Origin of the sequence: Leifsonia shinshuensis, assembly GCF_031456835.1 — a bacterium.
GTDB lineage: Bacteria > Actinomycetota > Actinomycetes > Actinomycetales > Microbacteriaceae > Leifsonia > Leifsonia shinshuensis_C.
Genome location: NZ_JAVDVK010000001.1, coordinates 1,125,131 through 1,146,152 on the forward strand (window position 1 = coordinate 1,125,131; position 21,022 = coordinate 1,146,152).

At 69.8% G+C, this 21,022-nt stretch carries 23 protein-coding genes; 11 read left to right on the plus strand and 12 right to left on the minus strand.

Translation table 11 applies throughout. From position 1 onward, the window contains the following. The first annotated feature begins 161 nt into the window (after positions 1-161). From J2W45_RS05545 to J2W45_RS05555, 3 genes are all read left to right on the plus strand, one after another. On the plus strand, positions 162-1,457 hold the full coding sequence (locus J2W45_RS05545) for a sensor histidine kinase (RefSeq protein ID WP_310129658.1): 1,296 nt from the start codon (positions 162-164) through the stop codon (positions 1,455-1,457). A 10-nt stretch (positions 1,458-1,467) separates the two neighbouring features. After that, complete coding sequence (locus J2W45_RS05550) at positions 1,468-2,124, plus strand: response regulator transcription factor (RefSeq protein ID WP_310129659.1); 657 nt, start codon at positions 1,468-1,470, stop codon at positions 2,122-2,124. A 336-nt stretch (positions 2,125-2,460) separates the two neighbouring features. Next, positions 2,461-3,408, plus strand: coding sequence for a DUF4190 domain-containing protein (locus J2W45_RS05555; protein ID WP_310129661.1), 948 nt, complete (start codon positions 2,461-2,463; stop codon positions 3,406-3,408). A gap of 64 nt (positions 3,409-3,472) precedes the next feature. Here the strand turns inward: J2W45_RS05555 and J2W45_RS05560 are convergent, their stop codons facing one another. Beyond that, the gene (locus J2W45_RS05560) at positions 3,473-3,697 is read right to left on the minus strand and encodes a hypothetical protein (protein WP_310129663.1); all 225 of its coding nucleotides are present in this window, start codon (positions 3,695-3,697) and stop codon (positions 3,473-3,475) included. A gap of 390 nt (positions 3,698-4,087) precedes the next feature. On the opposite strand from J2W45_RS05560, the gene J2W45_RS05565 reads away from it, so the two are divergent. Both J2W45_RS05565 and J2W45_RS05570 read left to right on the plus strand, forming a co-directional pair. Next, the gene (locus J2W45_RS05565) at positions 4,088-4,603 is read left to right on the plus strand and encodes a DUF2510 domain-containing protein (protein WP_310129665.1); all 516 of its coding nucleotides are present in this window, start codon (positions 4,088-4,090) and stop codon (positions 4,601-4,603) included. A 32-nt stretch (positions 4,604-4,635) separates the two neighbouring features. Continuing rightward, positions 4,636-5,094 (plus strand): hypothetical protein, encoded by a 459-nt coding sequence (locus J2W45_RS05570; protein WP_310129667.1) that lies wholly within the window; start codon positions 4,636-4,638, stop codon positions 5,092-5,094. A gap of 298 nt (positions 5,095-5,392) precedes the next feature. On the opposite strand, the gene J2W45_RS05575 is transcribed toward J2W45_RS05570, so the two are convergent. Further along, positions 5,393-5,539: a hypothetical protein gene (locus tag J2W45_RS05575; RefSeq protein WP_310129668.1), complete on the minus strand. Its 147-nt coding sequence runs from the start codon at positions 5,537-5,539 to the stop codon at positions 5,393-5,395. Between the two features lie 182 nt (positions 5,540-5,721). Here J2W45_RS05575 and J2W45_RS05580 point away from each other — a divergent pair, with 182 nt between their 5' ends. Further along, complete coding sequence (locus tag J2W45_RS05580; protein WP_310129670.1) at positions 5,722-6,057, plus strand: antibiotic biosynthesis monooxygenase family protein; 336 nt, start codon at positions 5,722-5,724, stop codon at positions 6,055-6,057. Positions 6,058-6,184: 127 nt separating this feature from the next. Here J2W45_RS05580 and J2W45_RS05585 read toward each other — a convergent pair whose 3' ends face one another. The 7 genes from J2W45_RS05585 to J2W45_RS05615 form a co-directional block, all read right to left on the minus strand. After that, positions 6,185-6,361: a hypothetical protein gene (locus J2W45_RS05585; RefSeq protein ID WP_310129671.1), complete on the minus strand. Its 177-nt coding sequence runs from the start codon at positions 6,359-6,361 to the stop codon at positions 6,185-6,187. Positions 6,362-6,412: 51 nt separating this feature from the next. Then, complete coding sequence (locus J2W45_RS05590) at positions 6,413-7,030, minus strand: GNAT family N-acetyltransferase (RefSeq protein WP_310129673.1); 618 nt, start codon at positions 7,028-7,030, stop codon at positions 6,413-6,415. 56 nt (positions 7,031-7,086) lie between these two features. Next, complete coding sequence (locus tag J2W45_RS05595) at positions 7,087-7,605, minus strand: type II toxin-antitoxin system PemK/MazF family toxin (RefSeq protein ID WP_396427065.1); 519 nt, start codon at positions 7,603-7,605, stop codon at positions 7,087-7,089. Beyond that, a complete protein-coding gene (locus J2W45_RS05600; protein ID WP_310129675.1) occupies positions 7,508-8,752 on the minus strand; it encodes an ammonium transporter in 1,245 nt (414 codons plus the stop codon). The genes J2W45_RS05595 and J2W45_RS05600 overlap by 98 nt, the downstream gene beginning before the upstream one ends. Positions 8,753-8,855: 103 nt before the next feature. Continuing rightward, positions 8,856-10,139, minus strand: a complete 1,284-nt coding sequence (locus J2W45_RS05605; RefSeq protein WP_310129676.1) for an ammonium transporter — start codon at positions 10,137-10,139, stop codon at positions 8,856-8,858. A gap of 201 nt (positions 10,140-10,340) precedes the next feature. Further along, on the minus strand, positions 10,341-10,775 hold the full coding sequence (locus J2W45_RS05610) for a SufE family protein (RefSeq protein WP_310129677.1): 435 nt from the start codon (positions 10,773-10,775) through the stop codon (positions 10,341-10,343). Between the two features lie 34 nt (positions 10,776-10,809). Then, complete coding sequence (locus J2W45_RS05615) at positions 10,810-11,712, minus strand: sulfurtransferase (RefSeq protein WP_310129679.1); 903 nt, start codon at positions 11,710-11,712, stop codon at positions 10,810-10,812. Positions 11,713-11,858: 146 nt separating this feature from the next. On the opposite strand from J2W45_RS05615, the gene zapE reads away from it, so the two are divergent. Next, a complete protein-coding gene (gene zapE, locus J2W45_RS05620) occupies positions 11,859-12,914 on the plus strand; it encodes a cell division protein ZapE (RefSeq protein WP_310129681.1) in 1,056 nt (351 codons plus the stop codon). 73 nt (positions 12,915-12,987) lie between these two features. Here zapE and J2W45_RS05625 read toward each other — a convergent pair whose 3' ends face one another. After that, the gene (locus J2W45_RS05625; protein WP_310129683.1) at positions 12,988-14,217 is read right to left on the minus strand and encodes an alpha/beta hydrolase family protein; all 1,230 of its coding nucleotides are present in this window, start codon (positions 14,215-14,217) and stop codon (positions 12,988-12,990) included. A gap of 100 nt (positions 14,218-14,317) precedes the next feature. Between J2W45_RS05625 and J2W45_RS05630 the strand changes: the two genes are divergently transcribed. The 4 genes from J2W45_RS05630 to J2W45_RS05645 all read left to right on the plus strand — a co-directional run bounded on the left by J2W45_RS05630 (position 14,318) and on the right by J2W45_RS05645 (position 19,546). Then, positions 14,318-14,929 carry a DUF3000 domain-containing protein gene (locus J2W45_RS05630; protein WP_310129685.1) on the plus strand — a complete coding sequence of 204 codons (612 nt, stop codon included), beginning with the start codon at positions 14,318-14,320 and terminating at the stop codon, positions 14,927-14,929. After that, positions 14,922-16,118, plus strand: a complete 1,197-nt coding sequence (locus J2W45_RS05635) for an HRDC domain-containing protein (protein WP_310129687.1) — start codon at positions 14,922-14,924, stop codon at positions 16,116-16,118. The genes J2W45_RS05630 and J2W45_RS05635 overlap by 8 nt, the downstream gene beginning before the upstream one ends. Positions 16,119-16,212: 94 nt before the next feature. Then, entirely contained in the window at positions 16,213-17,400 is a 1,188-nt protein-coding gene (locus J2W45_RS05640; protein WP_396427066.1) for a thiolase family protein, read from the plus strand. A gap of 7 nt (positions 17,401-17,407) precedes the next feature. Continuing rightward, positions 17,408-19,546 carry a 3-hydroxyacyl-CoA dehydrogenase NAD-binding domain-containing protein gene (locus J2W45_RS05645; RefSeq protein WP_310129691.1) on the plus strand — a complete coding sequence of 713 codons (2,139 nt, stop codon included), beginning with the start codon at positions 17,408-17,410 and terminating at the stop codon, positions 19,544-19,546. A gap of 75 nt (positions 19,547-19,621) precedes the next feature. Here J2W45_RS05645 and J2W45_RS05650 read toward each other — a convergent pair whose 3' ends face one another. Both J2W45_RS05650 and J2W45_RS05655 read right to left on the minus strand, forming a co-directional pair. After that, on the minus strand, positions 19,622-20,602 hold the full coding sequence (locus J2W45_RS05650) for an aldo/keto reductase (protein WP_310129693.1): 981 nt from the start codon (positions 20,600-20,602) through the stop codon (positions 19,622-19,624). Continuing rightward, positions 20,599-21,000 (minus strand): MerR family transcriptional regulator, encoded by a 402-nt coding sequence (locus tag J2W45_RS05655; protein ID WP_018191282.1) that lies wholly within the window; start codon positions 20,998-21,000, stop codon positions 20,599-20,601. Before J2W45_RS05655 ends, J2W45_RS05650 begins: the two co-directional genes overlap by 4 nt. Between the last annotated feature and the right edge of the window lie 22 nt (positions 21,001-21,022).

Consider the following 21,022-nt stretch of genomic DNA (forward strand, 5'->3'; position numbering starts at 1 on the left):
GGTGGAAGTTCTCGGGGCCGACCTTCGGCCTTCACCAGGACACCGCGGACGGTGCGGTCGCCGACACGTCGGAACGGTCAGGATGGGCTGTACGAAAGGACGGTTGCGCCCCCTCCGAAAGGTGGTGGGGAGTTGTTGCGGCCCGCCTCTACGATCAGTGCATGACCATCACCCCACCTCCGACGAGCAGCTGGCCGGCGGCCGCACCCGCCGTGTTCGTGCCGTCGACGGCTCGACGTCGCTGGGCGCTGGTCGGATCGATCAGCTTGGCGGTGCTGTGTGCGCTCTTTGCGATGTCCGCCGGCGGGAACTACGGAACCACCGGTTCGACGTTCCCAGCGGCAGTGCAGCTCCTCGCGATGGTCGGTGCGTTCGTGATGATCGGGGTGTCCGTGCTTCTGATTTGGCGGCACCGTTTCCCTGTTCTCGTGTCAGCGCTCGCGATCGGCGGGGCCATCGTCTTCCCAACGACACCGCTGCCAGCGTTGGTCGCGTGTGCTGCGGCGACCGCTGCTTTCACGGGTTGGCGGCGGTGGTTGTTCGTAGCGGGCACGTACGTCGCGGTCTTCGTTTCGTTCTGCTGGGACATTGCCGCTCAGGTGTCGATCCTGTCGGATTTCGTCAGCGCCCCAGCGGAGGGAACCCCGGCCAGGTTGGCGTTGTTCTGGTCGGTTCCGATACTTGCCGCGGTCGCTGTCGCACCGTTCGCCGGGTACGGTTTCGCGCGGCAGCTGCGCCGCGAACGAGACGCGGCAAGACGCGGCGCTGTCCAAGCGAACCGGAACATAGCCGTCCTCCACCACGAAGTGGAGCTGGAACGCGACCGGCAGGAAATCGCCCGGGAACTGCACGACACTCTCGCCGCACGGCTCAGCTCCCTGTCCCTTCACGCCGGGGCTCTCGAGCTGACGGTCGATGGCAGCAACGACCGGGCGGCAGCGGCAGCCCGCGCGGTCCGGGAAACCGCGCAAAGCTCCCTCGACGAGCTGCGCAATGTTGTCCACACCCTCCGCAACCCCGCCGCCGCGTCGGGTATCAGCACCGGGCTGGCGGACATCGCCCATCTCATCGACGAGGCTCTTGCCGACGGCGTTGATGTTCGCGCGCAGGTGCTCGTCAACGACCCGACATCCTGCGACCCGCAGGTCGCGCACGCGTGTTACCGGATCGTCCAGGAGTCCATCTCCAATGTTCGCCGGCACGCGCCAGGGGCTGGCATCCGAGTCGAGGTCCGCGGAGGCCCGGACACTGGTCTGACCATCACGGCGATCAACTGGCTCACCCCACAGGCTGCGCCAACCTCGGTCGGAGGTGGGCACGGTCTCGCCGGGGTGGGCGAACGGGTCGGCCTCGTCGGCGGGTCGTTCCAGGCTGGGCCGACGCCGGACGGGACGTTCACTGTGCTGGTGTGGATGCCGTGGGCGCCCCGCCCAAGCGGCGGTAACACTCCCCGGTAGACTCACCCGCGTGACCGACAGCCGACCGATCAGCGTCCTGGTCGTCGACGACGACACGATGGCGGCGAACGGGCTCACCGCGCTCCTCGAGCTCTCCGGCGACATCCGTGTCGTCGGCCGATGCTCAGACGGGACCGAAGTAGCGGCAGCCGTTGCAGCCCTGCGCCCCGACGTCGTGCTCTGCGACGTGCGGATGCCGCAGATGGATGGGGTCGCCGTCGTCGAGCAGCTCGGCGGCACAGGCCCGGCGTTCCTGATGATGACCGCGTTCGACGAGGACGGCCGTGTCCTCGACGCGGTCGCCGCCGGAGCTGCCGGGTTCATGCTCAAGGACGAAGACCCACGCCGGATCATCGACGCCGTCCGTGAAGTCGCAGCAGGTGACTCCGCGTTCTCGCCACGCGCCGCGAAGCAGCTGACCACGTGGGTGCGGGACTCCCACGCGTCCGACGCGCGACGGGACGCCACCGAGAAGATGCGGATGCTCACCGACCGGGAACGGGAGTACGCCATCGGGGTCACCAATGGCGCGTCCGACGCGGAGCTTGCTCAACGGTTCTTCGTTGCGGAGACCACGGTGAAGTCCGCTCTCGCCGGGATCCGAGCCAAGTGGGGTGTGCGCACCCGTACAGAGCTCGCCGTCGTGGTCGCCCGCTCGGGCGCCTAAGCGCGTTCGGTGAGCGAAAGGTAGACAGCGCTTCTCACCTTTAGTGGGGGCTGATTGAACCCTATGTGTTCTGACAGGATCGCAAGCATGAGTGACCCGAGCACCCCAGAACCACAGCAGCCGAACACCCCCGAATCCGCTCCCCCGCCCCCGCCGGCTCCGAGCACCGCCGGAATTGTCCCGCCCGCATCGGCAGTAACACCGCCGCCTCCCGCGCCCAGTCAGGCGCCCGGGGCGTACCCGCCGCCGCCCGCCGCCGGTCAAACAGCTGGCGCGTACCCGCCACCGCCGGCGGGTCAAACAGCTGGCGCGTACCCGCCACCGCCGGCCGGTCAGGTGCCTCCGGCACCGTACGGCGCGGCTCCACAGCCGCCGAAGAAGAGCGGTAACGGATTCGCGGTCGCCGCGCTCGTCCTCGGCATCGTCGGCGTCGTCTTCGCGTTCACCCCCGCCGCGGGGTTCGGCATCGTCCTCGGTGTGCTCGCCCTTGTTTTCGGCATCCTCAGCCTGGTTCGGAAACCCGCGAAGTCCGGTATCCCCATCAGCGGCACCGCCCTGGGCGCGGCGGCGCTCGTCATCGGCATGATCTTCGCCGTCGTCTACGGAGGCGGTAAAGCCGCCTCGCCGGTCGCCGACGCGCCCGCCGCCGCCACCAGCAGCAGTGCGTCCACCCCGGCAGCGGCCGCACCGTCCCCGGAACCATCGAAGACCGAGACGCCGCCGGACCCGAATGCAGCGTACGACAAGGCATACGGGACGTTCGCCCCCGTCAATCAGGCCGGGTCGGGTGACACCGTCATCGCCATCCCCGCCCGCGCGAAAGCTGGCATCGTCATCGCCAGCCACAACGGCTCGTCAAACTTCTCCATCAACGTCCTCGATGCGAACAACCAGTCCACCGGCGACCTGCTGGTGAACACCATCGGTGCGTACTCCGGCACGACCGCGTTCGGGATGCACTCGATCGGCGGCACCGGGACGAACCTCCAGGTCACCGCAGACGGCCAATGGAACATCACCATCAGCCCGGTCAGCTCCGCCCCCGACTTCCCCCTGCCTGGAAGCGCGACCGGCGACCAGGTGTACAAGTACGGCGGCAAAGCCGCGAACATGGCTTTCACCAACCAAGGCCAGGGCAACTTCGCTGTCATCCAGTACGGTGCGGCATTCCCGAACCTCGCCGTCAACGAAATCGGACCGTACAACGGTAAGGTCCCCATGCTGGCCGGCCCCAGCGTGATAACCGTCACCTCGGACGGTGCGTGGACCGTCGCCGCCGGATAACCACACCCACAACGACACCGGGGTCTCCTTCTCGGAGGCGCCCCGTTGTCGTGTCGGTCGGAGGTTACGACAGTTTCGCCAGCCAGTGGTAGCTGCGGAGGTCAGGGGCGGTGAGGTAGTCGGTGTCCTGGTGACCGTCGACGTGGAGGCGGTATTGCTTCTCCCCGCCCGGCATTGCGCTGATCTGCATCACGTAGTTGCACTCACCCTGGTTCGCCGCCCATGATGTGGTTTCCGCGCTGAGCTTCCCCGTGGCGACAACCTCCCCGGACTGATTCGAGACGGTCACCTGCCGCCCCTGCAGCGGGTCCTCGAGGTCGCAGCGGCTGCCTTCAGGGAACTGCTGCTTGGTCGCGTGCCCCAGCCCGAACGTGAACGTCCCATCAACCGTGAACGACGAGGTGCTGGTCGCATCCGGAGTATCCGTGGCGTCGGCCGCCGGTAGGGTCGTACACCCAGCCAGAAACGCCGCGATTGCGACCGCGGCGACGGCAGAAACACGTTTGATGGCCGCACTCTATTGTGAGAGCTCACTCGACCGGCAGCCCGACCCGCCGCTGCAGCCCGGCACTGATCGGGCGGATCCCGGTGGCAGAGCTACCAGCTCAACGCGGTATCCGATAACGTCTGCTCAACGCCCGGCCTGCAACACGGGCGGACTCAAGCGAAGGAGCTCGTCATGGCCGATCCCGGCTGGTACCCCGACCCGAGCGGTACGCCGCAGCTGCGCTGGTTCAACGGCGCGGAGTGGACGGCGAACACGGCACCGTTCGCAGCTCCAGCACCTGTCTCCCGGCCTCACGGTGCACCGCAGCCGGCAGCCGCATACCCGGCTCCCGCCGTCCAGCCGGCACTACCGGCCTATGCTCAGGCTCCCGCGCCGCCCGCCGCGACGAAAGAGCCGGGTGCGGCACCGCGGCGCGGACTCGTCCTCGGTGTGATCTCCGCCATCCTTGCCGTGCTGACGGTTTTCTTCGGCCTGCTCGGCGGCACCGTCTACGCGTTGAACTGGCTCCTCTGGGTCGCCCTCGTGGTCCTGGCGCTCCCGGCGACCGTGCTCGGAGTCATCGGCGTCGTCCAGTCCTCCATTGGTCTCTCACGTTCGGTTGCCCCTGAGCAGCGGCGGCAGGCTGGCATCGGGCTCGGAACATCGAGTCTCGGCTGCATCTCGCTCGTGCTGCTCTTCGTCCTGTGATGGAGCCGCATGACGGAGTACCCGGTGACGCGGTGGGCGTCGGCACCGTGCCGGTGGCCGCGACTTGGTCGAATAGTAGAACGCTCCTTGGCGTTTTGGTGCTGCCGGTGCTGTACGCGGGCGGTGTTTTCGCCGTTTTCCACGTCCGATCTCCTCTGACAGCCGTGTTCATGGTGGTTTGGTTCGGGCTCCTGCTGCTGAACACCCACTTCTTGCTCTTCCGGGCCGCGTACCGTTTGGAGGTTCGCGGGCAGGACTTGTACTGGTTCGCGCCGTTCCGCCGCGGCGTCGTCCCGGTTGCTGAGGTAACCGGGGTGGCACCTTTCTTCAATCCGAGCATCGTCGTATTCAAGGCCGAATCCGGGGTGAGCCCGCTCATCATCCCGCGCCGGGGCATCACAAACTTCCTGATCGCCTTGCACCGGCTGAACCCGGCGCTGCCGACCACGCTTCCGAAGACGACACGGTTCTTCTCTGGCGTCTGGCGGTAGCAGACGCCGCAGACCGAGGCACGCTCGTTTGCGTAAGAGAAGACCGGATGCGGGAGTGGGCGCGAGCGTACCATCAGCGGCATGCCGTTCCTCCAGATCAATGGCGTCTTCGCCATCGTGGCGGTGCTCACTGCCGCGTCCGGGACGACCAGCACGCGTTGAACAAGGCGTCCGAGGCACGAGCATCAAGGGGCCGCGGCCGATGCGCCGCACGCCGCAGCAACGGCGGGATGATGTAGATCCAGATCGGAACGGCGACAAGAGAGAAACCCCCGGTCAAGCCGGGGGTTTCTTGTTTTCAGGCGCCCGGCCCGCCGCAGTCGATGCAGCCGACGGTGAGGCACTGCCGTCCGGCCTCGTGGTCGCTCGCGTCGAAGTGCCGCTTCATCGCAGCGAAGCTCAGCTGCTGCGGATCGGCGGGGTTGAGGGTCTCGGTGTCGGTCATGGGGGTCCTTCGGGTGGGCTGCTGTGGTGCTGCGGTCCGCCATCTGCGAGGGGGGCGCGTCGCGAACCGCCCGCCGATGATAACCAGCGATGTCAGTGATTCCGCTGAGACTGGGGCGGCCGAGTCGCCGGCGCTACATTCGGTGGTGGACGCAGGCCCGCACGCCAGAACGGAGCACGACGGTGTACACCTCCACATTCATCTTCGCGACCAAGCAATACGACGACGAGTTCCACCGGCTGAACGACGAGATCGCCGTGCGCGCCCGCCGCATCCCCGGCTTCCTCGGCGAGGAGGCGTGGGAGAACCCGGAGACCGGCCTCCACTCGGAGGTCTACTACTGGGAGTCCCTGGAGTCGCTGCACGAGCTGATCGGCATGGACACGCACCGCGTCGCGAAGGGCGCCCACGAGCAGTGGCTGGGGCCCTACCGCGTGGTGATCGGACAGGTCCTCTCCGAGTACGGCCAGAAAGGCCTGGCCATCGAGCACGCACCGCTCCCGGTCCCCGGCGCCTGACCCGCTGGTCCGTTGAGCGGTTGCGCCAGGGCCACCTCGTGACTGCTGGTGCTCGTCACATCTGCCCGTGCTCGAGCGGCCGCACACGTGACGTGGCGCCGCAGTCGCATTCGGGCGGCCGCCCGCGTCAGCGGCCGCGCGTCTCCCCGGCGGGATTCGACGGGTCGAGGCCGTCTCCCGGGAGGTGCTGTACGGCTCCGCCGCTGGGCAGCCGCTGCGCCGGGCTCTCCCTGAGGCGACCCTCCGGTGGCCGGTAGTCGCGCTCGCGTCCGATCCACGCCCGCAGGCGCTCCATCACGGTCATGCGGCGAGTTTACGCCCGCCGAGCAACCGCGCCCGTCGTAGCATCGAGCCGCTACGCCACCGGCCCCCGCGCATCCCGCCACATCGTGGTGACCGCCGCGCCGCCGAGCACCGCGCGGAAGCCGCCGACCGGGCGGAAGCCCGCGCGCTCGTAGCGGTGGTCGTTGGCCGGGTTCGTCGACTCGAGGTACGACGGCACCCCGTCCGCGTCGAAGCGTGCCAGCGTCTCGGCGAGCAGGCGCTGCCCGACGCCCTGGCCGCGATGCTCGGGATGCGTCGCCAGCAGGCTCAGGTACATGTGCGGGGTGTCGTGCGGGTGCGACTGCTCGAACAGCGTCCAGAGCCGCCGGTAGGCGTCGAACCGCTCCGGGGTGAGGATGCGCTGCATCAGCGCATCCGCCGCCTGCTCCTGCTCCTCCGTCAGCTCGTCGGCGCCGGGCGGGATCCACAGCGCGACCGTCGCCGCCTCGCCGCGCGGGCCGTCGACGAGCCAGACGTGGCCGTGCGGGATGCCGCCCTCGGCGAAGAAGCGCCAGAACGGGTACAGGTGGCCGGTTCCCCCGTCGGCGGCTTCGAGGGCCGGCCCCCAGACCGGGTCGTCCCGGAAGGCCAGGGCGATCGTCTCGGCGACCGCGTCCACGTCACCCGGTCCGGCGATGCGCGCATCCATACCCGCACTGTAGCGGTCGGCCCCTGCTGGCGAACCGTCTGCCGACACAGCCCGGCTCACCGCCACCCGTACCGCGCCGCCAGCGCCGCCCGCACCGCGTCGAACCGGCGCGCGTCGAGCGCCGCGCCCTCGCGGCGCATCCCGCCCTGCTGCACCCGGAAGACGCGGTCGAGCCGCACGAAGCTCGGGCGGTGCCGGCCGTCCCAGTCCCCCGAGCCGATCGGCAGGTACTCCGGGCGCCCGGGATGCTCCTGACTGGTCAGCGCGACCGCCAGCACCGCCCCCGACGGCTCGGTCGCGACCACGAGCACCGGCCGGTCCTTGCCGCGGCCGTCGGCCTCCTCGTACGGCACCCACGTCCAGACGATCTCGCCGGGGTCCGCGTCGCCGTCCAGCCGCGGGTTGTACGAGGTGCGGATGCGGCCGAGGCCGCGCGGGCCCACCTGCGCGGTGGCCGCGGCGCCGGACCGGCCCCGTTCAGCGGGCGGAGCCGGGGCCGGCGGGGTCCGCGACGGACGGAACAGACCGCTCAGTGCGGACAGGACGCTTCTGACGGAGGCCACGGTCGGCACCATAGCGGATGCGCGTGAGCCCGATGGTGAACCGCAGCGCGAGGGCGAGCAGCAGCGACACCGTCGTCGCGTACAGCAGCACCGACATCCCGGCGATGCCCTGCGCGATGAACAGGTCGAAGTTGCCGCTGTCGACCATTCCGCCGCCGTTCGCGAACAGCCCGGGGAAGAGCAGGCCGACCAGCCCGCCGACGACGGTGACGACGCAGAGCGTCAGCGACGGCCCGAATCGGGCTCGCGCCGCCAGATCGACCATCGTGGCGCAGGCGAGGGCCGAGAGTGCGCCGACGAGCATCGCCCAGCCGAGCGTCAGCACCCCGGAGGCCGCGGTCACCGACACCAGCCCGGCGAACGCACCCCACAGGGCGCTGGGGAGGGTGGGGCGCCGCAGCAGCACCGCATCCACGAGCATCCACATCAGCACACCGGTCGCCGAGGCGACGAACGCGCCGACGGCGATCAGCGGCGCGTAGGCGTCGAGGGCGCCCTCCGAGCCGACGACGAGCCCGAGCCACCCCACCCACAGCGCCGCGCCTCCGAACGCGACCAGTGCGGGACGCGCGGGCCGCGCGGGCTGGTGCTCGCCGCGGCCGCAGGCGAGCAGGACGCCGACGGCGCTGCCCCCGGCGGCCACCACCGGCAGCGCTCCCCCGAAGTCGACCACCTGGAGGCCGGCGACCGCCCAGCCGTCGTCCAGCGCGAACACGCCGTAGGCGACCGGAGCGACCACGAGCGGGAGCCAGAGGACGCTGAACACGATCCAGGCGCGGAGCGTCAGCCGCGAGGCCACGGCGACAGCGACCACCGCCGTGCACAGCACCAGCGCGGCGATCAGGTAGCCGGCCCGCGCGGCCGGATACGGCGACGACGACGCGGGGTGGACCCCCGCGACCGACGAGAGTCCCGGATCGGGGGCGCCGATCAGGTGCGGGATGAGCGGAGCCCCGGCGACCATCCCGTACCCGCCCAGCACGGCCAGCAGCACGGTGACCGCCGTGCCGAGCAGCACGAACCGGAACGCCCGGGCCGCCCGGGCGCGGCCGCCCAGGCCGCCGACGTAGAAGGCGAGACCGAAGGCGGCGAGCAGCACCAGCGCGCCGCAGAAGAACAGCAGCAGTGCATCCACCTGGTCCGGCGTCGCCCGTGCCATGTGCTCCCTCGCTCGAATCCGTGCCCCACCACACCCTAGCGACGACGACGGACGGGGCGCCGCCTTCCGGCGACGCCCCGTCTGCTGTCGGTCTGCGGTCGGATCAGACCGTCTCGAGCGAGTAGCCCTCCTCGCCGTGCACCACGGTGTCGACGCCGGCCAGCTCGTCCTCGTTCTTGATGCGGAAGCCCATCGTCTTCTGGATGACCCAGCCGATGGCGTACGCCAGGACGAAGGAGTAGATCAGCACCGAGAAGGCGCCGATGGCCTGCACGCCCAGCTGGTAGAAGCTGCCGCCGTACAGCAGGCTGGAGAACTCCGCGGTCGGCTCGCCCTTGCTGTTGTACATGTGGGTGAAGCCGAAGAAGCCGATCCACAGGGTTCCGATCAGACCGCCGACGAGGTGGATGCCGACCACGTCGAGCGAGTCGTCGAAGCCGAGGCGGAACTTCAGGTCGATCGCCAGGGCGCAGACGGCGCCGGCGACGAGGCCCAGGAGGATCGCGAAGCCCGGGGTCAGGATGTTACAGGCCGGGGTGATCGCGACGAGGCCCGCGACGGCGCCCGATGCGGCGCCGATCGACGTCGGCTTGCCGTCCTTGATCTTCTCGACGATCAGCCAGCCGATGGTCGCGGCGGCCGGGGCGGCCAGGGTGTTGACCCAGGCGATCGCGGCGACGCCGTCGACCGCGGCCTCCGAGCCGGCGTTGAAGCCGAACCAGCCGAACCACAGCAGCGCGGCGCCCAGCAGCGTCAGCGGGACGTTGTGCGGCTTGGACATGCCCTTCTGGAAGCCGACGCGCTTGCCGAGCACCAGCGCCAGGGCGAGACCCGCGGCACCGGCGTTGATGTGCACCGCGGTGCCACCGGCGAAGTCGTTCACGTGCAGGACCGCGGGCGCCCATCCGTCGGCCAGGTTGAACACCCAGTACGCGACCGGGAAGTACACGACGGTGACCCAGATGCCGGCGAAGACCATCCAGGAGCCGAACTTGGCGCGGTCGGCGATGGCGCCGGAGATCAGCGCGACGGTGATGATCGCGAAGGTCGCCTGGAAGCCGGCGAAGGCGAGGCCGCCGAGGTCGGGGGTGATGCCGTCCTTGCCCATCAGGCTGGACAGGAACCAGTCCGGCGTGCCGAGCCAGTGCGGGATGGACGGGGTGCCGAACGACAGACCGTATCCGTAGACGACCCAGAGGACGCCCACGAGGGCCATCGCGCCGAAGCTCATCATCATCATGCTGATGACGCTCTTGGCGCGGACCATGCCGCCGTAGAAGAAGGCGACACCGGGAGTCATCAGGAGGACGAGGGCCGCGGCGACCAGGAGCCACAGGGCGTTGACCGTCCCTGCCTCCGCGTAGTCCGCTGCTGAGTGGAGCACCATGCGAATCAACTGCCTCTCTGTGCAAGCCCCGCGGGGTGACGCGATCCCGATCCGGGTGGGGGGCGCTTTCGGGGTGTGGCCAGTTTCGAGCCGAGAGGTTTCGTCAGAGGGATGCTCGTGTTTCGCGAGTGTTACGCATCCGGCCGATGTGTAAACACTGTGTTTCGGGATGCTGCCGAAGTGCTCGGCGGATGCTCCCGATCAGGCGGCGAGCTTCTCCCGCACCTGGCGCTTGGCGCGGCCGAGCAGCGCCGACATGCCGCGGAGGCGCAACGGCGAGACGGCCTGGGTCAGTCCCAGCGTCTGCGGGTACTCGTCGGGCACGGCGAGGACCTCGTCGGCGGTGAGGCCGGCGAGGCCCTGCACCAGGATGGACGCGAAGCCGCGCGTGGTGGGCGCCTCACGCGGTGCCGTGGCGTACAGGTGCACGATGCGGTCCGCATCCACCTCGACGAAGATGAACACCGGCGCCTGGCACTCCTCCACCCGCTCCAGCAGGTCGGGGTGGTCGCGGTAGCGCTCGGGCAGCTCCGGGAGCTCGTCGGAGAACTCCAGCAGCAGCTGCAGCCGGTCGTTCTGCTCCAGCGCCTGGAAGTCGTCGCGGATCTCGGCGAGCGCGCCCGTCAGTTCGGTCATCCTTCAAGGCTACGTCGGTTTGCGACGCAACCGGTCAGCGGGCCGGGACCTCGCCGGGCTCGGTCCCGGTCACGATCGGGACGCGCACGGCCGAGCCCCACTCCGTCCATGAGCCGTCGTAGTTCTTGACGTTCTCGAAGCCCAGGAGGTGGGTGAGCACGAACCAGGTGTGGCTGGAGCGCTCGCCGATCCGGCAGTAGGCGATCACGTCGTCGCCGGGGGCGAGCCCCGCCCCGTCGAGGTAGACCTGCTCGAGCTCGGCGCGGCGCTTGAACGTCGCGTCGGGTGCGGCGGCCTTCGCCCAGGGCACGGACTTCGCCGACGGGATGTGGCCGGCGCGCAGTGCGCCCTCGGTCGGGTACCCGGGGATCTCGGTCCGCTCGCCGCTGTACTCCTCCGGCGAGCGCACGTCGATGAGGGGCTGCGTCCCGAGGGCCGCGAGCACGTCCTCCTTGAAGGCACGGACGACCGTGTCGTCGCGCTCCACGACCGGGTAGTCGGCGGGTGCGGGCTGCGGGACCTCGCGGGTGAGCTCGCGTCCCTCCGCGATCCACTTGTCGCGACCGCCGTCGAGCAGGCGGACGTCCTCGTGGCCGAACAGGGTGAACACCCACAGCGCGTAGGCGGCCCACCAGTTGTTCTTGTCGCCGTAGATGACGACGGTGGTGTCGCGGGCGATGCCCTTCGAGCCGAGCAGCTCGGCGAAGCGCTCGGAGCTGACGTAGTCGCGCACGACGGGGTCGTTGAGGTCGGTGTGCCAGTCGATCTTCACCGAGCCGGGGATGTGGCCGGTGTCGTACAGGAGCACGTCTTCATCCGATTCGACCACCACGAGCCCAGACTGTCCGAGGTGTTCGGCGAGCCATTCCGTGCTCACCAGGCGCTCGGGGTGCGCGTAGCCGGCGAACTCGGGCGACGGGTCGGTCTCGATGGTCATGCGGTGGGTCCTCCAGGGTTCGGTCCAGGGTCCGGTCGGGCGCGCGGGCTAGGCTGGGAAGCCTGCGACAGCCGCGGACCTGACTCCAGCGTAGGCGGCGGCGAACGACAGCGGTACGACTTCGACACAAAGGTGCACACTCCGCCATGACCATCGAGCAGACCGGCGCCCTCCCTCGCCTCGCCGACCGTTCCCCCCAGATCACGGGCGCCGAGATCGCCGCCAGTCTGGTGCCGCCGTCGCAGTTCGAGCGGGCGACGTTCGAGTCGTACCGTCCTGACCACGACTACCCGTCGCAGGCAGAGGCCGTCGCGACGCTCAAGCTGTTCGCGAAGGCGTGGGAGCCGCAGCGTCCGGCGGGACTGTTCAGCCGCAGCCGCAAGAAGGTGGATGCGATGAAGCCGGGCGTCTACCTCGACGGCGGCTTCGGTGTCGGCAAGACCCACCTCCTGGCCGCCCTATGGCACGAGGCGCCGGGCCCGAAGTACTTCGGCACGTTCATCGAGTACACCGCTCTGGTGGGCGCGCTCGGCTATGCGGGCGCGGTGGACCTACTGCGCGGATCCACCCTCATCTGCATCGACGAGTTCGAGCTGGACGACCCGGGCGACACCATGATGATGACCCGGATGCTCGGCGAGCTCGTCGCCTCCGGCACCCGCATCGCCGCGACCAGCAACACGCCGCCGAACGCCCTGGGCGAGGGGCGCTTCGCCGCGAGCGACTTCCTGCGCGAGATCCAGTCGCTGTCGTCGAACTTCCAGACCCTCCGCATCGACGGCCTCGACTACCGCCGCCGCGACACCACCGGCAACGCCGTCACTGTCGACGACGCCGAGTACGAGCGCGTCGTCGCCGCGATGGCCGCCCGCGGAGAGACCGTGACGAGCGACGGCTTCCAGGACCTCATCGCGCACCTGGCGACGGTGCACCCCTCCCGCTACATCAAGATCATCGACGGGGTGGATGTGATCGGCCTGACGGGCGTGGAGGTGCTGCACGACCAGATGGCGGCGCTCCGCCTGGTCGCATTCATCGACCGCGTCTACGACGCCGAGATCCCCGTCGTGCAGACCGGTGTGCCCCTGAGCGACGTCTTCGACGACGACATGCTCGGCGGCGGCTACCGCAAGAAGTACCTGCGCTCGATGTCGCGCATGATCGCCCTCACCGCGGGCGAGCTGCCGCCGCACGACGACTGAGGCGTCCGCTCCCGGCGAGTCGAGTTTCGCCGAGTTGCGACATCATGTCACCACTCGCCGCGCGAAGCGACATCTACTCACGAGTCGCGGCGGGCGCAGCCGCGGCGGGCGCAGTCGCGGCCGGCACGTGCTCGGCGAGCCAGCCGGCGATCGCCGACGTCCACTTCGCCTCGTCGTAGTTCCACAGTTTCGTGTGGAGCGCCGTGTCGAACGGGACCAGGGTGACGATGTCGCTGCGGGCCTCGGCGAGCGCCCGCGACCCGGTGGAGGGCACGAAGCCGTCGTCGTCGCTGTGCAGGATGAGCATGGGCAGGCTGAGCTCGGACGCGCGGGCGACGAAGTCCATGCTGCGGAGGTCGATCGGCGCCCCCTGTCCGGTGATCGGACCGCTCCACTCGGCCTCGATGAGACGCAGGGCGGCGCGGGTCATCACGTCCGGGATGCGCAGCATGTTGCCCTGGTACTCGAGGGTGTCGATCCAGTCGATGACGGGCGACTCGAGCACGATGCCGGTCACGTGCTCCAGGCCCTTCCCGCGCGTGATGGTCTGCAGCACCACGGCGCCGCCCATCGACCACCCCATCAGGACGATCGACCGCGCGCCGTGCTCCACGGCGTAGCCGATGGCCGCCTCGATGTCGCGCCACTCCGTGCCGCCCAGGCCGTAGCGGCGGTCCTCGCTCTCGGGCGCATCCCCGTCGTTGCGGTAGGAGGCGAGCAGGCAGGTGAAGCCGGACTCGTGGAACACCCGCACCGCGCGCAGTCCCTCCTGGCGGGAGGCGCCCCAGCCGTGCACCTGGATGACCCAGCGTCCGGGGTCCGCGTCGTCCGGTGCCGGGAAGATCCACGCCGGCGCCTGTCCGAGGTCGGTGGGGATCTCCGCACTCATCACCGGGAGGCCCAGCTCCTCCGGCTGGAGGTAGTAGTAGCCGCTGATCCGGGCACGGCCGGCACGCAGCTCCCCGAACTCGACCCCCTCGAGTTCGCGGGTGACGCTGCCGTCGCCGCGCTCGATCAGTCCCCCGACCTTCGCGAACGCGGTGTCGCCGCCCCACCACAGGCCGAAGCGGCCGGGCATGGACGCGTCCGGCGTCGCGCGCAGGGTCACCGTCCCGGCATCCTCGTCGAACGAGCGGATGGTCTGGTTCTGCGGGCGGCGGCGCACCGGCGTGATCACGGTGCGGGCGACACGCGTGGTGACCACGGCGCCCAGCGCGGCCGTGCCGAGCACCAGTCCCGCGCCGACGAACGCCGCCGTGCCGAGTGCCTTGCCGAACGCCGATCGAGTGCCGCTCTCCGCCATAGTGCGAGCGTACCGGCGGGCGGCGGGAGGCGCCCTCAGGACTTCCCCAGGCGGCGTGCCGTACTGACAGGACCCGGTAAAGGCTTCTAGTGTTCGAAGCGTGCCGACACCGACATCCCCACCGCAGCATCCGGCGGAGTTCGCCACGGCGCTGCAGTCCATCCGTGCCGCAGTGTCGCGACCGGAGCTCGTCGTCGAGGAGATCCCTGCGCCCGCGCAGCTCGCACCGTACTCCGTCGCCCTCGCCGCCGACGTGCGGCCGGCGCGGCATGGCAGCGACTCCGACCTGGGCACCGGACGCTTCATCCTGCTCTACGACCCGGACGAGCCGGAGGCGTGGGGCGGCCCGTTCCGCATCGTCTGCTTCGCCCAGGCGCCGCTGGAGACCGACATCGGGCTCGACCCGTTCCTGGCCGACGTCGCCTGGTCGTGGCTGGTGGATGCGCTGGATGCGCGGCACGCCCGCTACACCGCGGCGAGTGGCACGGCGACCAAGATCATCTCCACCGGGTTCGGCGAGCTCGCCGCCCAGGGCGACGGCTCGCAGATCGAGCTGCGCGCCTCCTGGAGCCCGCTGGAGTCCGACGTCTCGGCGCATGTCGAGGGCTGGGGCGAGCTGCTGTGCATGCTCGCCGGGCTGCCCCCGACCGGCGAGGGGGTCAGCCTGCTGAGCACACGGGCGACCTCGCCGAGAAGGACACCGCGTGGCTGAACATACGGTCATCGACTCCCGCGACGGATACCTCCGGGCCGTCGAGCGCATCGCCGCAGGCACCGGTCCCGTCGCCGTCGACGCCGAGCGGGCCAGCGGCTTCCGGTACTCGCAGCGGGCCTACCTCATCCAGGTGTTCCGCCGCGGCTCCGGCACGTTCCTGTTCGATCCGCCGGCCGTCGGCCGGTTCGACGAGCTGAACGACGCCATCCACGACGACGAGTGGGTGCTGCACGCGGCGACGCAGGACCTCACCTGCCTGCGCGAGGTGGGCCTCGACCCGTCGATCGTCTTCGACACGGAGCTCGCCGCCCGACTGCTCGGGATGCCGCGCGTCGGCCTCGGGACCGTCGTCGAGGAGCTGCTCGGCATCCACCTGGCCAAGGAGCACAGCGCCGCCGACTGGTCGACGCGGCCCCTGCCGGAGCCGTGGCTGAACTACGCCGCCCTCGATGTCGAGCTGCTGCCCGACCTCCGCGACGCGATCGCCGCGCTGCTGGATGAGGCGGGCAAGATGGACATCGCCCGCCAAGAGTTCGCGGACGAGCTGGTGCGCGACCTCGTACCGGTCCGGCACGAGCCCTGGCGCCGGCTGTCGGGCATCCACTCGATCCGGGGGCTGCGCAACCTCGCGGTCGCCCGCGAGCTGTGGCTGAGCCGGGATGCGCTGGCGCGCGAGCTCGACACCGCGCCCGGTCGCCTCGTGCCGGACGCGTCGCTGACCGCCGCCGCCAAGGCGATGCCGGAGAGCAAGCGCGCGCTCGCATCGCTGCGCGAGTTCACCGGGCGGGCCAGCCGCTCCGAGCTGGACCGCTGGTGGGCCGCGATCGAAGCGGGACGCACGACGGACGACCTCCCGGTGCTGCGCGGCAACGGCGACAGCCTGCCCCCGCCCCGTGCGTGGTCCGACCGCAACCCCGAGGCGGATGCGCGGCTGAAGGCCGCCCGCGCGGCGCTGACGACCGTGTCCGAGGAGCGCGCCATCCCCCTCGAGAACCTGCTGACCCCCGACACGCTGCGCCGTGTCGCCTGGACGCCGCCCGCCGAGGTGACGCCCGAGACCGTCGCCGAGGCCCTCACCGCGCACGGCGCCCGCCCCTGGCAGGTTGCCGCAACCTCACAGGTGATCGCCCAGGCGTTTGTGGAAAGTACCCAAAGCGCCGACGAGGGGTCCGAACCCGCTTCGTAGGAAGGATCAAACGATTCTTTTCGTGCACAGCGGTGTACCTAGGATCGTTTCCGACCTTGATTTGGGAGGCACTGTGGCCGATAGGAACGATGTCGTGTTCGTCGACGGAGTCCGTACTCCGTTCGGACGGGCCGGCGAAAAAGGGCAGTACTGGAACACCCGGGCGGACGACCTCGTCGTGAAGGCGATGATCGGGCTGCTGGAGCGGAACCCCGAGGTGCCCAAGGACCGGATCGACGACGTGGCGATCGCCGCGACCACGCAGCAGGGCGACCAGGGACTCACCCTCGGCCGCACGGCGGCGCTCCTCGCCGGCCTGCCCAAGTCGGTCCCCGGATTCGCGATCGACCGGATGTGCGCGGGCGCCATGACCAGCGTCACCACCCTCGGCTCGGGCATCGCGTTCGGCGCCTACGACCTCGTCATCGCCGGCGGTGTCGAGCACATGGGCCGCCACCCGATGGGCTTCGGGGCCGACCCCAACCCGCGCTTCCTCTCCGAGAAAATGGTCGCCGAGGACGCGCTCAACATGGGCATGACCGCCGAGCGCATCCACGACCGCTTCCCCGCGCTCACCAAGGAGCGCTCCGACCGGTTCGCCATGCGCAGCCAGCACAAGCTCGCCGCTGCCTACGAGGCCGGCAAGATCCAGCCGGACCTGGTGCCGGTCGCCATTCGCTCGGAGTCGGGCTGGGGCCTCGCCACCGAGGACGAGGGGATGCGCCCGCAGACCACGATGGAGGGCCTCGCCACGCTCAAGACGCCGTTCCGTCCCCACGGCCGGGTCACGGCGGGCAACTCGTCCCCGCTGACCGACGGCGCCACCGCCTCCCTCCTCGCGTCGCACGACGCCGTGAAGGAGCTCGGCCTGACGCCGAAGATGCGGATGGTCAGCTTCGCCTTCGCGGGCGTCGAGCCGGAGATCATGGGGCTGGGCCCGGTCCCGTCGACCGAGAAGGCGCTCCGCAAGGCGGGCCTCAGCATCGACGACATCGGCCTGTTCGAGCTCAACGAGGCCTTCGCCATCCAGGTGCTGTCGTTCCTCGACCACTTCGGGATCGCCGACGACGACCCGCGGGTCAACCAGTGGGGCGGCGCGATCGCGATCGGGCACCCGCTCGCCGCGAGCGGCGTGCGCCTGATGATCCAGCTGGCCCGCCAGTTCGAGGAGCACCCCGAGGTCCGCTACGGCATCACCGCGATGTGCGTGGGCCTCGGCCAGGGCGGCACCGTCATCTGGGAGAACCCGAACTACGACAAGCGCGCCGCGCGGAAGGGCTGAGACGCACGTGACCGACTACAGCAAGATCGACTTCTCCCCCCTCGCCGACCTCACCGACGACGAGGTCGTCACCCACTCGTTCGTGAAGGATGTTCGCCTGCCGAGCGGCAAGAACCTCGCGCTGGTCACCCTCGACAACGGCCGCGACCACACGCGGCCCAACACGATGGGCCCGGCGACGCTCCTCGAGCTCGGGAAGACCTTCGACGAGCTGACCGAGCGGGCGAAGCGCGGTGAGATCGACGCGGTCGCCGTCACCGGCAAGCCGTTCATCCTCGCCGCCGGAGCCGACCTCAGCCGGGTGAACGAGATCCCGAGCGTCGAGGTGGCGAAGCTGCTCCCCCAGCTGGGCCACTACGTCCTGGGCAAGCAGGCCAAATTAGGCGTCCCCTCGTTCGTGTTCACGAACGGCCTGGCGCTGGGCGGCGGCGTGGAGATCGGCCTCAACGCCGACTACCGCACCATCGACCGCAACGCGGCCGCGTTCGCGCTGCCCGAGGTGTTCCTCGGGCTGATCCCCGGCTGGGGCGGCGCGACCATCCTGCCGAACCTGATCGGCATCGAGAACGCCCTGAAGGTCGTGGTCGAGAACCCGCTCAAGCAGAACCGGATGCTCAAGCCGCAGGAGGTCTTCGACCTGGGGATCGCCGACGCGATCTTCGACTCGGCCAACTTCCTCGAGGACTCGCTGAAGTGGGCCGACTCCGTGCTCACCGGCGCGACCGTCGTGAAGCGGCCGAACGAGCCGGGCAAAGTCGAGCGGATGGTCAAGTGGGACGCCGCCATCGGCATCGCCCGCAAGATGCTCGAGTCGCGCATCGGCACCGTGCCGAAGTCGCCGTACAAGGCGCTCGACCTGCTCAAGGCCGCGAAGTCGAACGACCGTGAGGCCGGCTTCGCCCTCGAGGACGACGCACTCGCCGAGCTGATCGCCGGCGACCAGTTCCAGGCCAGCATCTACGCCTTCAACCTGGTGCAGAAGCGGGCCAAGAAGCCCGCCGGCGCGCCCGACCGCAAGCTCGCCAAGAAGGTCACCAAGATCGGTGTGATCGGGGCCGGCTACATGGCCAGCCAGTTCGCGCTGCTGTTCGTCCGCCGCCTGCGGGTGCCCGTGGTCATCACCGACCTCGACCAGGCCCACGTCGACAAGGGCGTTGCATACATCCACGACGAGATCGGCACACTCCAGGAGAAGGGCCGCATCTCTCCGGATGAGGCCAACCGGCTGCGCGCCCTGGTCACCGGCACCACGAACAAGGCCGACTTCGCCGACTGCGACTGGGTCATCGAGGCCGTGTTCGAGGAGCTGTCCGTGAAGCAGGACGTCTTCGCCGAGGTGGAGCCGTTCCTCTCCGACGAGGCGGTCATCGCGACCAACACCTCCTCGCTCTCCGTCGAGCAGATCGGCGCGAAGCTGAAGCACCCCGAGCGCCTGGTCGGCTTCCACTTCTTCACGCCGGTCGCGGTCATGCCGCTGATCGAGGTCGTGAAGACGCCGAACACCGACGAGGCCACCCTCTCCACCGCCATGGTCACGGCCGCGGCGCTGAAGAAGAACGCCGTCATCACGGCGGACACGCCCGGCTTCGTGGTCAACCGCGTACTGGCCAAGATCCTCGGCGACGCGATGCACGCCGTCGACGACGGGACGCCGTTCGAGGTCGTCGACGAGGCCATCGCCCCGCTGGGCCTGCCGATGGCGCCCTCCGCCCTGCTCGACCTGGTCGGGCTGAAGGTCGGCGCGCACGTGCTCGACACCCACCACGCGGCGTTCCCGGACCGGTTCTACCGCTCCGAGAACCTCCACAAGCTGGCCGAGTACGGCACGCTGCTGGAGAAGGACGCCAAGGGCAAGGTGAAGGGCCTCGACAAGGGCGCAGCGAAGATCGTCTCGGGCGGCAAGAACCCGTGGACGAAGGAGCAGATCCTCCGCACCCTGGAGGACGGCCTGGCCGACGAGATCCACCGCATGCTGGTCGACGACCACGTCGTCGAGGCGCCGGAGGACATCGACCTCTGCATGATCCTCGGCGCGGGCTTCCCGTTCCAGATGGGCGGCATCACGCCGTACCTCGACCGGGTCGGCGCGTCAGAGCGGGTCTTCGGGGACACGTTCCACCACCCGCCGATCAAGGGCGTCGCGTAGGCGCCCGCCCCATTGACGCAGCACGCCGTCCGCCTGAAGTGGCGGACGGCGTGTTGCGTTACGCAGCGGGACGGGTCAGCGGTTGACCGTCGACATGTCGGGGTAGCGGTCGCCCAGCGGGGCGGCCACCGCATCCAGGCGGGCGATCTGCTCGGGGGTCAGGTGCAGGTCGGCCGCGGCCACGTTCTGCTCCAGGTTCTCCACCTTCGTGGTGCCCGGGATCGGTGCGATGTCGTCGCCCTTCGACAGCAGCCACGCCAGGGCCACCTGGCCGGGCTTGGCGCCCAGCTCGCGCGCGACCTCGTCGACCTGCTCCACGATCCGGATGTTCGCCTCCAGGTTGTCGCCCTCGAAACGCGGGTTGAACCGGCGGAAGTCGTCGTCCGACAGCTGGTCGAGCGACCGGATCGTGCCGGTGAGGAAGCCGCGGCCGAGCGGCGAGTACGGCACGAAGCCGATCCCGAGCTCGCGGACCGTCGGCAGCACCTCGGCCTCCGGGTCGCGCGTCCACAGCGAGTACTCGGTCTGGATGGCGGTGACCGGGTGTACGGCGTTGGCGCGGCGGATCGTCGCGGGTGCCGCCTCCGACAGCCCGTAGTGGCGGATCTTCCCCTCCTCGATCAGCTCCTTCAGCGCCCCGACGGTCTCCTCGATGGGCGTGTCCGGGTCCATCCGGTGCTGGTAGTACAGGTCGATGTGGTCGGTCTGCAGCCGGCGCAGCGAGCCTTCGACCGACAGCCGCACGTTCTCGGCCGAGCCGTCCATCCCGCGCTCGTCGTTCTGGCGGTGCTTGATGGTGCCGAACTTCGTGGCGATGACGACGCGGTCGCGGCGCCCGTCGGCGAACGCCTTCGCGAGCAGCTCCTCGTTCTTGTACGGGCCGTACATCTCGGCGGTGTCGAAGAACGTCACCCCGAGGTCCATGGCCCGGTGGATGGTGCGGATCGAGCCGGCCTCGTCGGCACCGGCCCCGGTGTAGAACGCCGACATCCCCATGCAGCCCAGCCCCAGCTGCGAGACCTCCAGCTTCTCGGTTCCCAATGCGATCGTCTTCATGCGTCGTTCCCTTCCGTGACCTGGCCGACGCTCTGCCGGTACAGGTCGATCTTGTAGTCGATGGCCGCCAGGCTCGCCGTCATCTCCTCCAGTTGCCGCACGACGGCCATCCGGTGCAGGAGCAGCAGCTCGAGCCGTTCCGCCTGTGTGCCGTCGCCGTCGCGGGCGAGCACCACGTACTGGCGCATCGTCGCGATCGGCATGGCCGTCGAGCGCAGCTTCGTGAGGAACGTCACCCAGGTGACGTCCGCCTCGGTGTAGCGCCGGTGGGTGGAGGATGCGCGCCCGACCGGGGTCAGCATCAGCCCTTCGCGCTCGTAGTAGCGCAGGGTGTGCGTGGTGAGTCCGGTCCGCTCGGCGACGTCGGAGATCGACATCGCCGTCCGTGTGTCGGTCATATCGCCACAGTAGAACTTCGAG